The 13,613-nt window shown below is 40.5% G+C and carries 14 protein-coding genes; 5 read left to right on the forward strand and 9 right to left on the reverse strand.

Annotation, left to right across the window (positions count from 1 at the left end; translation table 11 throughout):
• Positions 1-3 precede the first annotated feature (3 nt).
• On the forward strand, positions 4-666 hold the full coding sequence (locus tag AUF14_RS11735) for an ABC transporter permease (protein WP_016179553.1): 663 nt from the start codon (positions 4-6) through the stop codon (positions 664-666).
• Positions 667-720: 54 nt separating this feature from the next.
• Here the strand turns inward: AUF14_RS11735 and AUF14_RS11740 are convergent, their stop codons facing one another.
• Together AUF14_RS11740 and AUF14_RS11745 are read right to left on the reverse strand one after the other, a co-directional pair.
• Positions 721-2,139 carry a glycoside hydrolase family 1 protein gene (locus AUF14_RS11740; protein ID WP_049220564.1) on the reverse strand — a complete coding sequence of 473 codons (1,419 nt, stop codon included), beginning with the start codon at positions 2,137-2,139 and terminating at the stop codon, positions 721-723.
• A gap of 26 nt (positions 2,140-2,165) precedes the next feature.
• Entirely contained in the window at positions 2,166-3,476 is a 1,311-nt protein-coding gene (locus AUF14_RS11745) for a PTS sugar transporter subunit IIC (RefSeq protein ID WP_102866057.1), read from the reverse strand.
• A 230-nt stretch (positions 3,477-3,706) separates the two neighbouring features.
• Between AUF14_RS11745 and AUF14_RS11750 the strand changes: the two genes are divergently transcribed.
• Positions 3,707-4,432, forward strand: coding sequence for a GntR family transcriptional regulator (locus AUF14_RS11750; protein ID WP_049220560.1), 726 nt, complete (start codon positions 3,707-3,709; stop codon positions 4,430-4,432).
• A gap of 95 nt (positions 4,433-4,527) precedes the next feature.
• On the opposite strand, the gene AUF14_RS11755 is transcribed toward AUF14_RS11750, so the two are convergent.
• From AUF14_RS11755 to AUF14_RS11780, 6 genes are all read right to left on the reverse strand, one after another.
• Positions 4,528-5,463: a sugar-binding transcriptional regulator gene (locus AUF14_RS11755; protein ID WP_102866058.1), complete on the reverse strand. Its 936-nt coding sequence runs from the start codon at positions 5,461-5,463 to the stop codon at positions 4,528-4,530.
• A gap of 40 nt (positions 5,464-5,503) precedes the next feature.
• Entirely contained in the window at positions 5,504-6,310 is an 807-nt protein-coding gene (locus AUF14_RS11760) for a Cof-type HAD-IIB family hydrolase (RefSeq protein ID WP_049220556.1), read from the reverse strand.
• A 52-nt stretch (positions 6,311-6,362) separates the two neighbouring features.
• Positions 6,363-6,668, reverse strand: a complete 306-nt coding sequence (locus AUF14_RS11765) for a PTS sugar transporter subunit IIB (protein ID WP_048718959.1) — start codon at positions 6,666-6,668, stop codon at positions 6,363-6,365.
• Positions 6,669-6,760: 92 nt separating this feature from the next.
• Positions 6,761-7,225 (reverse strand): PTS sugar transporter subunit IIA, encoded by a 465-nt coding sequence (locus tag AUF14_RS11770; RefSeq protein ID WP_016179546.1) that lies wholly within the window; start codon positions 7,223-7,225, stop codon positions 6,761-6,763.
• 14 nt (positions 7,226-7,239) lie between these two features.
• Positions 7,240-8,280: a zinc-dependent alcohol dehydrogenase gene (locus AUF14_RS11775; RefSeq protein ID WP_049220554.1), complete on the reverse strand. Its 1,041-nt coding sequence runs from the start codon at positions 8,278-8,280 to the stop codon at positions 7,240-7,242.
• Positions 8,277-9,680, reverse strand: coding sequence for a PTS galactitol transporter subunit IIC (locus AUF14_RS11780; RefSeq protein WP_048718953.1), 1,404 nt, complete (start codon positions 9,678-9,680; stop codon positions 8,277-8,279). Before AUF14_RS11780 ends, AUF14_RS11775 begins: the two co-directional genes overlap by 4 nt.
• Before the next feature lie 214 nt (positions 9,681-9,894).
• Between AUF14_RS11780 and AUF14_RS11785 the strand changes: the two genes are divergently transcribed.
• The 3 genes from AUF14_RS11785 to AUF14_RS11795 are packed head-to-tail and all read left to right on the forward strand — an operon-like array spanning position 9,895 to position 12,504.
• Positions 9,895-10,548 carry an L-ribulose-5-phosphate 4-epimerase gene (locus AUF14_RS11785; protein WP_102866059.1) on the forward strand — a complete coding sequence of 218 codons (654 nt, stop codon included), beginning with the start codon at positions 9,895-9,897 and terminating at the stop codon, positions 10,546-10,548.
• Between the two features lie 38 nt (positions 10,549-10,586).
• Positions 10,587-11,492 carry a transketolase gene (locus tag AUF14_RS11790; RefSeq protein WP_049220549.1) on the forward strand — a complete coding sequence of 302 codons (906 nt, stop codon included), beginning with the start codon at positions 10,587-10,589 and terminating at the stop codon, positions 11,490-11,492.
• Between the two features lie 22 nt (positions 11,493-11,514).
• Positions 11,515-12,504, forward strand: a complete 990-nt coding sequence (locus AUF14_RS11795) for a transketolase family protein (protein ID WP_049220546.1) — start codon at positions 11,515-11,517, stop codon at positions 12,502-12,504.
• A gap of 42 nt (positions 12,505-12,546) precedes the next feature.
• On the opposite strand, the gene AUF14_RS11800 is transcribed toward AUF14_RS11795, so the two are convergent.
• A complete protein-coding gene (locus AUF14_RS11800) occupies positions 12,547-13,587 on the reverse strand; it encodes a 2-hydroxyacid dehydrogenase (protein WP_049220544.1) in 1,041 nt (346 codons plus the stop codon).
• Between the last annotated feature and the right edge of the window lie 26 nt (positions 13,588-13,613).

Genomic DNA, 13,613 nt, shown 5'->3' on the forward strand with positions numbered 1-13,613 from the left:
GTAATGCAAAATCTAAATACATTTCAACAATTCATTCAATATTATCAAACGAATGGCAGTATTATTTTTGCCCAATTTATACGCCACTTTCTGATTTCGATTTACGGGGTGATTTTTGCGGCGATCGTGGGGATTCCTCTGGGGATTTTCATTGCTCGTCATACAAAATTAGCAAACTGGGTAATTCGTTTAGCCAATGTTATCCAAACCATCCCTTCTTTAGCGATGATTTCCGTTTTAATGATTGGAATGGGGCTTGGAGTTAACGTCGTAATTTTGACCGTGTTCTTGTACTCGCTGCTGCCGATCATCAAAAACACCTATACTGGCATGCGTCAAGTCGATAAAAATGCATTGGATGTTGGAACCGGCATGGGAATGACCAATTGGCAGCGGCTATATATGATTGAGCTTCCATTATCTGTTTCGGTGATTATGGCCGGTATTCGAAACGCACTAGTCGTAGCGATCGGAATTACTGCCATCGGTGTCTTTGTTGGAGCTGGTGGTTTAGGTGATATTATTATTCGCGGAACCAATGCAACAGACGGAACCGCCATCATTTTAGCGGGAGCTTTACCAACTGCTTTAATGGCAATCATGACCGACTGGATTTTGAGTATCGTCGAACGCAAACTCGACCCAGCTACAAGGACAAGTAAATAAGCCGTAAAACAAATGCTCTCCAACTATTTATACAAATGATTGGAGAGCATTTTTCTATTTAAAATCTTTTTCATCCTCAACAATAAGCTTCCGATCATCCACTAATGAACGATACCAATAGGCAGATTTCTTCAATGATCGCGTACGTTGTTTATCCAACTCAATGCGAACCAACCCATAGCGATTTTTAAAAGCATTCATAGGTGAAACACAATCAGTAAAGGCCCAAAGCATATACCCCTCACAGGTTGAGCCATCTTTAACTCCTCGCAATAAATGGTAGAGATGTTGCGAGATGAATTCAATACGATAATCATCCTGAACAATCCCATCCTCATTTTTATATAATTCCTCTTGTTCACGTCCCATTCCATTTTCTGTGATCAACCATGGAATTGGGCGATAATTATCTTTTAGATACATCGACATATCATACATAATCTCTGGGTAGATTTCCCAGCCGCGAGAGTTATTCATTCGTCTTCCAGGAAGATCAAAGCTTTCATAATAGGCTTCTGGGTGGAAGGGTGTTTGGTCATTCCAAGCATATCTTGGCGCACGGACGCGCTTTGGATAATACTGATTGATTCCAAGAAAATCAACAGGATTGTTTTTGATAACCTCAAGTTCTTCGTTTGTCGGATCAAAATAAATCTCATGTTTTTTACATACTTGAATCAGCTCTTCAGAATATTCGCCGTTAATCATGGGATCAAAGAACACACGATTAAAGAATAGATCATACATCTTCGCTGCCTGAACATCTTCAACTGAACTTGATCGAGGATAGACCATTTCAGGATTCAAAATGCAGCCGATCCGTCCGTCATCTTGTGTCCGATGATAGCTTTCAACGACTCTGGCTGTTGCTAAGGCCTTATGATAATTCCATAGCATCCATTTTTTTGTGTTTTGTTCATGCGGCCAGCGCGCAGCATCCAAATAGCATCTAGTTTGAACGACAATCGGTTCATTAAAAGTGAACCAATTTTTCACGCGATCACCATATCGCTCAAAAGCAATCTGCGCGTATTGCACATATAGTTCAAGGACGTGTTTAGAAGACCAACCATCATAGGTATCCAGCAAATATGAAGGCACCTCGTAATGCTCTAAACAGATCATCGGCTCTACACCTGCTTCGATCTGCCTATCAATGATCTCATCAATGTGTGCGGCATACTCCTCATCTACGATCAACTTTTCGTAGTCTGTAAAAAAGCGTGCCCAATTGATGGAGGTTCGATAATGAGTCAAATGAATCTCCTTCATCAGCGCGATATCTTTCTCATAATTTTCCATGAAATTCGTCGCCACGGCTGGACCGTATCCTTCGTGCCAAACAAATCTTTCGTTTTTATACCAGCTGTCGATAAAAGAGTCTTGACCTGCTTTTTTACCTTTCCAGCCCTCTGTTTGCCAAGCTGATGCTGCTGCTCCAATTATAAAATCTTTCGGAATTGAAATTTCCATTAGTTACCTCCTAGTTCATAGTAGTTTTACGCATTTTTTATTGCTGCTTTGTTCGAAACTTTAACAAACGGTAAATAGATCAAGATGGATACGATAATACAAATAATTTGAGTAACCACTGCACCAATATCACCTGCTGTCGCAAGATAAGCATTCACGATAGGCGGCATCGGCCAAGGGACCATCACCACCGCTTTTGCCGCAAAACCAAGTGATGTCGCTATATAACCGATCGTCCCGGCGATCAATGGGGTCGCAATAAATGGGATTGCTAAAATCGGGTTAAGCATGATTGGCATTCCGAAAATTACCGGCTCATTGATATTGAAAATTCCGGGAGCCAAGGATAATTTGGTGATTTCTCGCATATCGTCTCGTTTACTAACGAATAAAATTGCGATCAATAAACCGATCGTAACCCCTGAACCGCCCATGCTCATATACATATCCCAAAAAGGCATTGTGATAATATTAGGGATTTCTTTTCCTGCTTCAAAGGCTTCGGTATTCACAGCGATGGCAGCCAACAGTAACGGTTCACGCACAGGCTTTACCATCTGGTTTCCATGGATTCCGATGACCCAGAACACCTGCGCGATAAACATAAGCAGTAGGATTCCTGGCAGGCCTTGAACGATCCCTTCGAGCGGTCGCTGTACAATATTGTAAATAATGTCATACGCGTACATTCCCGTCACCGCTTTTATTACAAAACCCGCAGTTGCAATGATAGCTACCGTTAATATGGTTGGAAATAAAGCTGAGAAGCTTTCTGATACATTGGTGGGAACAGTATCTGGCATTTTTAACTTCAAACGTTCTTGGCGTCCTAGCCAACAATACAGCTCAATCGAAGCAATCGCCACAAACATCCCGAGGAATAATCCTTTCGTATCTGTATATTGTTTCGCTAGAACATTTTCAGCTATGACAGTGATATTATCAGCATTTACATATTCATAGACAAAAGGATTGACTGATAGATAGCTCATCACCGCGACAATTCCCGGAAAAATGCCTTTCACGTTGTTCAACCTGGCCAACTCGATACCGATCAGAAAAACTGCGTAAATCGTTAGAAAACTCAAAGTAACATAACTTACAGCTGATGATATCGGTTTCAATTCTGCTAAAAAGCTCAGTGCCTTGATTCTCGCTAAACCATTTTCATTGTCAAATACCATCGCTGAGAACAAGGTCCCAAACGCTCCGGTAATGATAACTGGGATTAAGGAAGCAAAAGCATTCTTGATTACCATGATGTAACGAAATGAATTGACCTTCGTCGCAAAGTTACCAAGAACTTCCGTAAGTTTTCCCATAAAGCCGTTTTCCATAATACTCCTCCTCGTAATTGATTCTTGCTTTTTTAGTTTTCAACTATGCTATACTCTTTTTACAACTTATAAAAAATCATGATAAAATCGGAATATCAATCTTTTTAGTAATCGATTACATTGCCAATCTAATACAGTTATAAAAATTTGTAAATTCAAGTATCTTTTTCTGAAAAATTTGTAAACCTCAGGCTTATCAACTTACTTTTCAACATTAAGGGAGAAGAAAAATGGCGTTTTATCAAGATATCGCAGTAGACCTAAGAAAGCAGATTATCGATGGTGTTTACCCAAAAAACTCTAGATTACCGAATCAAGCAGAATTAGCGAAGCTTTACACCACAAGCCGCGTAACAATCCAAAAAGCGTTGAAAAGCCTACAAATCGAGGGATTAATCGAAGGACGACAAGGATCAGGTTCTTATGTAAAGGGACCTGAATCGGTCTATGATTATGACGCTAGTATTTATGGCGGCATGACAAAAAAACTGGGGCACCTAGGAAATCTAAACAGTAAAATTATTTCCTTTGGTGTGACCTTCCCCAGTGAAAAGGATCAAGAAAAACTGAAGATCGGTAAAAATGATCCAATCTATGATATTATTCGACTTCGTATGCTGGACGACGAGCCCTTAGCGATTGAATACACGGTGATGCCTGTCTTACTAATTCCAGGAATCAGTGAAGAAATTTTAAAGAGCTCGATCTATCAGTATATCCAAGAGGACTTGCATTTAAAATTTGGTCAATCGCATCGTAGAATCAAAGCAGACAAACCTGATCAATATGACATTGAATACCTTCACTGTCAGCCAGACGACCCTGTCTTAGAAATCGAACAAACGGTGTATCTGGAAAACGATCAGCCCTTTGAATACTCTCAAACACGACATCGTTATGACAAAGGTGATATTACCATCGTAAACAAATCCAGCAGACACATTTATCGGTTGTAAAGCTTTTATTTAGCAAATTCTCCAAAACACAAATAACCTCTTCCTTTTTTAAAGGAAGAGGTTATTTGCTATTCTATAAACTCAGTACAACTAAATTAACTATTCAACAATTCATAACCGACTTCCTCATCACAAATCAAAACATTGATTAATTTACCATTGATTGCACCAAGGGTTGCTGTTGCTCTTTTTTTTGAGCAGACTGCACCAATGCTGATTGGGGATAGTCGAAGTGAATCTAGACCACTAGAAATCGGGAACTGATTACGGTATTGAATTTCTTTTCCTTCGACATCAAAGGCCCGACCAATCATTGTTCCCACAGCTCCTTCAGCGAGTAAATCATTCAAATCACGATTATCTAAGATCCCTGAAGAGACGAGCGTATTCCGCGTCGTTTCGATATTTCCGATTCCGCTAAAAGCCACATCAATCTTGCGTCCCAGCGAAATATTCAAATCAATTTGCGGCTGAGCCAGCAGTTCTTCCTGCAGCTTACGGGAGTTGACAAACGCTGGTGCATTGAAGAATTCATGGCGACCATCTAATTTTTGAGCCAAGCGAAAAACTAGCTCATTCCCATCCATCACTGTTCGGTTCGGACCTAAGCTTCCAGTCAGCTGGACCACATGGATATTTTTCAGCTCATGATCTGGGAAGTATTTAACCATTTTTTCAACGGTTCTCCCCCACGAAATCCCTAAAAGCTTGTCATCCGCTAAAACTCCGTTGATATAATCAGCTGAAGCTTTACCTACATTGTCGAGATTGAATTCATAATCTCCCAAGCTTTTTACAACAATAACCTCCAAAAGATCGAACTTTTCTTTTAATTTCGTCATTAACGCATTGTTACGTTCAAAAGGCGCTTCGATCGTGATTTTAACGATCTGCTTCTCTCGTGCTTCCTCCAGCATTCTAGAAATGGATGGACGTGATACCCCAATTATTTTCGCAATATCGTTTTGATTCATCCTATCTAAATAATACATTTCTGCTACTTTTAATAATGTAGAAATATCATTCGCCATATTATCCTCCTAGTTCAAATACTGGATCAGCATCCTATAATTATGTAATAAAGTTGTCAATCATTTTCAAAGCCAAGACTACACCGTCTTCATCATTCGTCGGACAATGCCAGTTGGCTGCCTGTTTTAATTCACTCGTTGCATTTCCCATCGCGATTGATTGCGAAAAGCGTTCAAAAGAAGAAAGATCGTTGTCATTATCCCCCACGACAAAGACCTCGCTGTCCGAAAATCCATAATAAGCTGCCAGTTTAGCTAAAGAGCTGCCTTTACTGACATTTTTCTTACCAAACTCGATCATCGTCGGATAGCCTTCCACACAGGTATAGTGTTTTGAAAAACGCTGTTCTACTCGACTTTTGTTCTGTTTTATTATATCGGGGTTATCGCAAATAAGCAATTTGGAATATTTTTCAGTCGGCTCACTTTCGCTTATTGGACAAAACCTCAGCAGATTATTTGTCAAAAAACAAAATTCCAGTGTCCCAAGATTTATCGAAGGAAAAGCTGTGATTGCTCCACGATCATTAACCGCAATACAGGTCAAGCCATTTTCACAACAATAATTTGTCAGTTCTTGATACGCCGAAAAATCCAGAAGCTCCTCAACCAGTCTATCACCAGCACCATTTTGAACCAGAGCACCATTGGCGAGAACATGATAATTCTCTGCTATTCCCACTGCTTGAGCATGAGGCAGCACTCCTGAAAGCGGACGTCCAGAACAAAAGGCGAATATGTACTTTTTACTTTTAGCTCTCTGGCGAATTGCTTCTGCAACACTTTGTGACAGCCTGCCATTCGAATCCAGCGCTGTTCCATCAAGATCTAAAGCAACTAATACCATCCGAATCTCCTTTCAAAAAAAGGCTGGACACTTTATCCAGCCTTTTGACATATTATTTTCCCATTTCTTTTAAGGCGGCTAATGCTGCATCTAAAAATGTTTCTTCGTCCAATCCAGTCAGTAATCCCACAGAATTGATTTGCGGAATCCCTTCAGCATCGGCAGGATCAATTGGGCTGGTAAAGGCAATTAAATCAATATCATTATTAGCAACTGCTCCTTTGACCATTCCTGGATTTACTTCCTGAATTTCTACTTCATAACCGTGTTCCTCTAGTAACTCCACGATTCGCTCCCCCACCATGGCAGAACTAACCGTACCAGATCCACATACAGATAATATTTTGATTTCGGTCATCTCAAAACCTCCAATTTAAGTAGTTTTCATGTTCACACTCTGATAAGCCCTTTTATCCATTATAGTATAACGCTTTCATAAAATGGAGTTTTTTAGAATTTAATTTTGCTAGTCACTGCTAAAACCTCTTCCGGTGTTGTCGCAGAGCTGATTGTATCAAGATCTTCTTTGGTCTTAAAAACGTTCATTAATTGTCGCAGTAAATCCAACTGCTTTTTCGGATGCTCCATCGCCAACGGGAAAAATATTTTACTTTGCAGTTTAATATCAGGACTGCCCATCATCGATACTTCAATCGGTTCTTTGGTTACGACGACACCCATACCCGGCCGCAAGACATGCTCCGGATCTGTATGAGGAATCGCGATGTTGTGTCCATCTGCTGCTAGCCCAGTTGGAAAAACTTTTTCTCTAGCCACGACTGCTTCCACATAAGACGGTTTAACTATTTCCGCCTTTTCAAATTCAGCACCGATCAACTGAATGACCTCTTTAAATGAATGAACATCCTGATCAAGTAAAATACAATTTTTTTCAACAAGATTCTTTTCTTCCATCGCAAACCCTCCTTTTATTGTTTATTCGGCTGCAGAACAACTTTGATTTCATTGCCAGCCATCACTTGTTTAATTGCTTCTTCCCATTGCTCCAATGGGTAAATTTTTGTGATCAAGCGTTCCGCGTCGATTTTTCCCTGTTTCATCAGATCTAAAGTCAAATGCCAAGTGGAAGGCTTTTGCGAACGCGAGCCGATAATATTCATCTCACGCTGTACAATCGAATTCATATCCAATTCATTTAAATTTTTGCCAAAAACGCCCATTTGTACTAAGGTGCCCTTTTGCTTCAAATAATCAAAAATCGCTTTTATCGCCGGTGCCGCTCCAGAACACTCAAAACAATAATCCGCACCCTTATCGTTGGTGAACTCTTTGATAATCGCTGTTGCATCTTCTGTCAGCGAATCAATCACTCGATCAGCACCCAATTCTTTAGCTGTCTTCAACCGCTCGGCATCTTGGGTAATCCCTACAACGATTACTTTAGCCTCCACACTTTTCAACACTTGACTTAAGCATAACCCAATTGGACCAGGACCGACAATGACTGCTACTTCATCCTTTTTAACTCGAGCCTTTTCCAAGCTGGCATGAACTCCGCAAGCAATCGGTTCAGTAATCGAAGCTGCCAACAAACTGATTTTTTCATCCAACACATGAATACTTTCCTCACGAGTCAGTACATACTCGGCAAAGCTGCCGTTCACTTGGCTGCCTATGCCTTTGCGATTCAAGCAAAGATTATATTCTTTATTTTGACAAGATTCACATTCTCCACAGGTATCAAAGGTTGTTTCACTAGTAACGAATGACCCTTTTTGAACTTTCGTGACATTTTTTCCAATCGCTTCTACTACACCAGAAAATTCGTGTCCTAAAACTAGTGGCGTTTTTAAACGATCATACTCACCTTTAAACCCATGGATATCTGTTCCGCAAATCCCCGTGTAAATGACTTTGACTAAGACTTCCCGATCTTTAGGCACAGGTTTCTCAATCTCTAATAATTCCATTTTGTTATAACCAGGTTCTGTTTTAACTAACGCCTTCATGCAACCACCTTTTCTTTTGGCGTATCTGAATTTTCGCCTTCCAAGAAGCTCCAAACTGCTTGCTTGTTTTTCTTGAATAAGATATACATTGCGAAGTAAATTACAATAACAATTCCCATCCACAAAAAGTTTCCTGATAAAAATGCTAAGAAGATCAAGGCCATTACAGGATTATATAAAATTCCGAAGCTGGTGATCATCATGGCTCCTTCTGGAATATTTACACCAACTTGTGCAGCAACTTCAGTAAAATATGGAGCTGTTAACGTACATACATACAAACCGATTGTAAACCAAATAATGCCCGAGATCACGCCTTTGAAAATATTTCCCTTTGATACACAAATAATCATTTCTACCATGTAAGGCAATGCGATTAAATCAACTAACGGCAAAGTTTCGTTTCCTGGCAAGATCATCGCCAATAATACCATGATCGGAATTAGAATCAGTCCCGTCATCAAGGTCGCAGGCTCACCATAACCAACTGCGTCGTTAACAGAGAGCATCCATTCACGATTCTTACCGCTGCCTTTTGCCGTTTTCTTACTGGCATTTGTCAAACTAGTAAATGCCGAAGCAAAAATACTCGCAACGCGTGGGAAGATTGCCATAACCGCTGATACTGCTAATCCCATTGTGAAAACACTGCCCCAACCATCTAAGCTCGTTAAATTGTTCAAGTTCCCCATGATTCCGATCAGCAGACCAAGAAATAATCCTAAAGTAATCGGTTCTCCTAAGAAGCCTAATTTCTTTTTCAGCGTTGCAGGGTCCCAATTAATTTTACCAGCACCTAATTTGTCTAAAATCCAATTCATGATGATTGCATACGGCACTGAAGTAACATGGTGCGGTGCAGTCAAGGTTGTTCCTGGTAAATTATAGTAATTCGCCCAACGTTTCGCAATTACCTCACCTAGTAGCATGACGTATAAATTCTGTACGATCATGCAAGCCATTGCCAACGCCATGTTACTGGTGATCAAATAAATCATCGAGCCCCAAACCATGAAAGAATAGTTATTCCACATATCACTTGGCATAAATACATCGGTCCATCTTAATAAGAATAATGCCACTTGCAGAACCAAACCTACTACTAAGAAAACTACTCCGACTTGCGTCGAATACGCAATGACCGAAGTCGCCTGCCAGCCTGTGTCAAATACCGGCAGCTTTACACCCGTTTGCTCGACCATGTTGTTGATGACCGGAGTAACAATTGGTACAAATGAATTCACGATCAAATTGAACCCTGTCAATCCGATCCCAGCATTCAAAGCAGACTGAAAAGCTTTTTTAGGTTTTACCTTCAAAAATAATGCCACAATGAATAGCATTACTGGTACAACAACCGCCGCTCCAAATGAACTTAAGATATTTTGTAACAACTCCACAATAATTCCTCCCTTTATGAACTTTTTTTCACTTAATAGAACTTATGAAAAGTATCGCATGACATTTTATCATTGTCAACACTTTTCTTGAAAACGATTACAGCTAATAAACCATGTAAATATACGCAGATTAATAAAAACGATCCAAAAAACCTTATTGACTTTTGTTCTTTATAATGAAATAATGTAAAAAAACAACATTGGAGGTTATACTATGCTGGAACAATTAAAAGAAACGGTATGCAAGGATAATAAAGCGCTTCCTAAAAATGGGTTGGTTTTATGGACGAGCGGAAACGTCAGCGCAAAAGATCCCGAAACAGAATATGTGGTCATCAAACCCAGCGGCATTCATTTTGACGATTTAACACCAGAGAGCATGATTGTCGTAGATTTGAAGGGCAATGTCATTGAAGGTGATCTGACTCCTTCTGTCGATACAGAATCTCATTTATATGTCTACAACCATTGTCCTGAAGTATTAGGTATTACACATACACATTCTCCTTATGCGACAGCTTTTTCGATTGCCGGAGAATCACTACCTATACATACAACTACTTCTGCTGCCGTTTTTGGCAAAGAGATTCCGTTGTCAGAAATCGCTGCTGTCGGCGAGAAAGCCATTGGAGCCGAGATTGTTCGTTGTTACCAAGAAACCAATTGTCCCGCAATTCTACTGAAAAACCATGGTGTCTTTACTGTTGGAAAGTCTGCGATAAATTCACTAAAAAATGCGGTTATCCTAGAAGAAACGGCTCAAAGCGTCTATTACGCCAGAACTTTAAACACCTCACTCAAACCATTAGAAGATTCCTATACTGCCGAAGTATATGACTTCTACCAAAATAATTACGGACAAAAATAAAGGAATTAAATACATTAATACGAAAAAGGAGTTTTATCATGGCAAATCATTATACGGTCGCTGATGTAGAAAAAGCGGCAAAAAACATTCGCAAACATGTTCTAAAATTGACACTTGAAAGAAACGGCTGCTACCTCTCACAAGCTTGTTCATCAGCAGAGCTTTTCGCGACTCTTTACTTACGTGTATTGAACTTAAGCGAAAGCAAAGCACCTCGTTTACCTGGAAAATTTCCAGGTACACCGTCGAAGGACAATATGGATTACATTCAAGGGGCTGAATATCACGGATCATTAAAAGCACCTTATGATCGATTCTTTATCTCACCGGCACATTATGCAGCACCTGTATATGCAGCATTGATAGAAGCAGATCGTTTAGATGAAGCCGCATTAGAAATGTTCAATCGTGACGGCTATTCAATGGAAATGATTGGTGCAAATCACACACCCGGTTTTGAAAACGCTGCCGGAACACTAGACCAAGCAATCAGCGTTGCAGGCGGGACAGCTCATGCCCGGAAATTACGTGATGAAGAAGGCCGTGTCTTCGTTATGATGTCTGATGGCGAAATGGAAGAAGGACAATTGTGGGAAGCAATTCAAGCGGCGGTCTTCTATCAATTGGACAATTTGGTTTTAATCGTGGATATCAACGGACAACAAGTCGAAGGCGAAACAAAAAAAGTAATGAATATTGAACCTCTAGAGGATCGCTTCACTGCATTTGGCGCCAAGGCTATTTCGGTTAATGGACATGATATTGAAGCGATTGAAGAAGCTGCCAAACAGGGAGAAAAGAACAAGCCGTTAGTGATTCTTTGCTATACCGATCCAACGCAAGGGATTCCGTATTTAAACGAAAGAAGACCGATCCTGCATTTCGTTCGTTTAAAAGAAGGCGAAGAATTCGATAAATATACGAAATTCTATAACGAAATGTAAGAAAAAAGGAAGGAGTTTTACTATGAAAATCGAATCGGATGTACATTCAAAAAATATGATTAAATTCGCACAAGAAAATGAGGATGTGTTAGTCTTATCTGCTGACTTAGGTACCTCCTGTGAGGTCAAAGAGTTTCCAAAGGTCTTCCCTGAAAAATATTTATCAATGGGGATTGCGGAACAAAACATGTTAAGTTGGGCCGCTGGTTTAGCTCGTGAAGGCTTCCGCCCCTTCTTACACACATTTGCAGTCTTTCTTTATCGCAGACCGCTGGATCAACTAGAAATGTCGATTGCTTATCCGAACCTGCCCGTTTCCCTTTTAGGCTTCGTACCTGGGATCACTACTCCCGGCGGTGTTACTCACCAATCAATTGAAGATGTCGGTATCCTGCGAACGATCCCAAACATGACGATTTTTGACTGCGGTGATGCGACAGACGTTGAATCAGCATTGAATATTTGTAAAGAAGTCAATGGACCAATCTATGTCAGAATGCTGCGAGGCCAAATGCCGCGTCTCTTCTCACCTGACAAACCAACAGAGTTCAATAAGGGTCGTGTCATCTCAGAAGGCGATGATGTCGCTTTGTTCTCTAGCAGTATCTGTACCGAAGAAGCAATGCGGGCGACTCAGTGGCTTGAGAAAAAAGGTGTTTCAGTCCAACATGTTCATGTTACGACACTCAAACCTTTCACTGACCCATTAGTAGTTGATTCAATCAAGAAAGTAAAACACGGTGTTGTTACCATGGAAAATCATGTCACCATTGGCGGTTTAGGTACCGCAGTCGGCGAAGTAATGCTAGAGCATCAGCTGCATAAGCAATTAATCAAGGTTGGAATCAACGATGAATGGACACACGGCGCTTCGAAACCTTATTTGTTGAAAAAATACGGGTTAGATGCCGCTTCATTAATCCGAGCTGTTGAAAAAATCCTAGACAAAGACCTCGACTTCAATGAGGATGAGCTAGAAGAAATTCGTTTAGAAGACTACGATCGCGTATAAAACAAAAGAGTTCCTGAGAAAATCAATTCTCAGGAACTCTTTTTAAACGATGAATTCACTAACTCCAGTTTGAAGATAATCCTTTACCGTTTTCGCTAACAAAAGCGGTGATTTAGGAATCGCATCCACAGTATCCCCTGCGATATGCGAAGTAATGACCAAGTTATCCAGTCCGAGTAAAGGATCATCCGCCGCTATTGGCTCCTCCCACACAACATCAATAGCAGCTCCAGCAATTTTTCTCTTCTTCAAAACCTCAATAAAATCCGCTTTAACCAGAATACCAGGACGAGCAGTATTGATTAAATACGCACTAGGCTGCATAAGAGACAACAATTTCCCGTCGATCAAATTTTCTGTTTCAGGTGTTACCCGCATATGCAGAGAAACAATATCTGAATGCTTAAATAATGTCTCTAAAGAAACAAAGGTTAGATCAATTCCAGATGACCGTACGGCTTCTTGATCAACAAAGGGATCGTAGGCGATCACTTTTACTCCAAGATTGACAAGTCGTTGGGCCACCATTTTCCCAATATGCCCCAGTCCAACTAAACCAACTGTTTGACTAGCAAGCGTCGTTCGATAGGCATCATTCGGAAAATTTTTCGGCCACGCTCCCTGCATCACCGCCGCATGAGAAAGCGCAATATTTCTGGTCACTGAATAAATCATACCGATGGTATAGTCTGCAACCGGTTCGGCGTTCCGAATGACATGAATAACTGGAATTCCCATTTCCCGCGCTAACCCAATGTCAAGATGCTCTACCCCACCACGACAAGTTCCAATCAGTTTCAGATTCTGCGCATTTTTCAACAACTTACGAGAAACTGGAGCCACGTGAACGAAGAAATAATCGGCATCACTTATTTCTTCCAGAATCCCTTCAGGAATCGCTAGCGATTCAGAACCGTTTTGTTCAATCAATTTTAACTTTCGCTGAAATTCTTTCGGAGAATCTTCCGGATACCATTCTAAAGAAACCACCTCTACAGGCTCGGGCAGATTCATCATTTCAACCGCTTGTCTCCATGTGTCTACAGAAATAAATGTATCTCCGACAACAATTACTTTACTCATCGCTTCATCTCCTCGCTACACTTCTC

The organism is Enterococcus avium, assembly GCF_002891025.1.
Taxonomy (GTDB): Bacteria; Bacillota; Bacilli; order Lactobacillales; family Enterococcaceae; genus Enterococcus_A; species Enterococcus_A avium.

Excerpts from the sequence above, each read along its gene's own strand:
- AUF14_RS11775 (WP_049220554.1), bottom strand. The coding sequence starts at position 8,280 with ATGAAGGCGTTAGTTAAAACAGAACCTGGTTATAACAAAATGGAATTA.
- AUF14_RS11755 (WP_102866058.1), bottom strand. The coding sequence starts at position 5,463 with ATGGCGAATGATATTTCTACATTATTAAAAGTAGCAGAAATGTATTAT.
- AUF14_RS11750 (WP_049220560.1), top strand. The coding sequence starts at position 3,707 with ATGGCGTTTTATCAAGATATCGCAGTAGACCTAAGAAAGCAGATTATC.
- AUF14_RS11765 (WP_048718959.1), bottom strand. The coding sequence starts at position 6,668 with ATGACCGAAATCAAAATATTATCTGTATGTGGATCTGGTACGGTTAGT.
- AUF14_RS11735 (WP_016179553.1), top strand. The coding sequence starts at position 4 with ATGCAAAATCTAAATACATTTCAACAATTCATTCAATATTATCAAACG.
- AUF14_RS11790 (WP_049220549.1), top strand. The coding sequence starts at position 10,587 with ATGGCAAATCATTATACGGTCGCTGATGTAGAAAAAGCGGCAAAAAAC.
- AUF14_RS11760 (WP_049220556.1), bottom strand. The coding sequence starts at position 6,310 with ATGGTATTAGTTGCTTTAGATCTTGATGGAACAGCGCTGGATTCGAAT.
- AUF14_RS11795 (WP_049220546.1), top strand. The coding sequence starts at position 11,515 with ATGAAAATCGAATCGGATGTACATTCAAAAAATATGATTAAATTCGCA.
- AUF14_RS11800 (WP_049220544.1), bottom strand. The coding sequence starts at position 13,587 with ATGAGTAAAGTAATTGTTGTCGGAGATACATTTATTTCTGTAGACACA.
- AUF14_RS11740 (WP_049220564.1), bottom strand. The coding sequence starts at position 2,139 with ATGGAAATTTCAATTCCGAAAGATTTTATAATTGGAGCAGCAGCATCA.
- AUF14_RS11745 (WP_102866057.1), bottom strand. The coding sequence starts at position 3,476 with ATGGAAAACGGCTTTATGGGAAAACTTACGGAAGTTCTTGGTAACTTT.
- AUF14_RS11785 (WP_102866059.1), top strand. The coding sequence starts at position 9,895 with ATGCTGGAACAATTAAAAGAAACGGTATGCAAGGATAATAAAGCGCTT.
- AUF14_RS11770 (WP_016179546.1), bottom strand. The coding sequence starts at position 7,225 with ATGGAAGAAAAGAATCTTGTTGAAAAAAATTGTATTTTACTTGATCAG.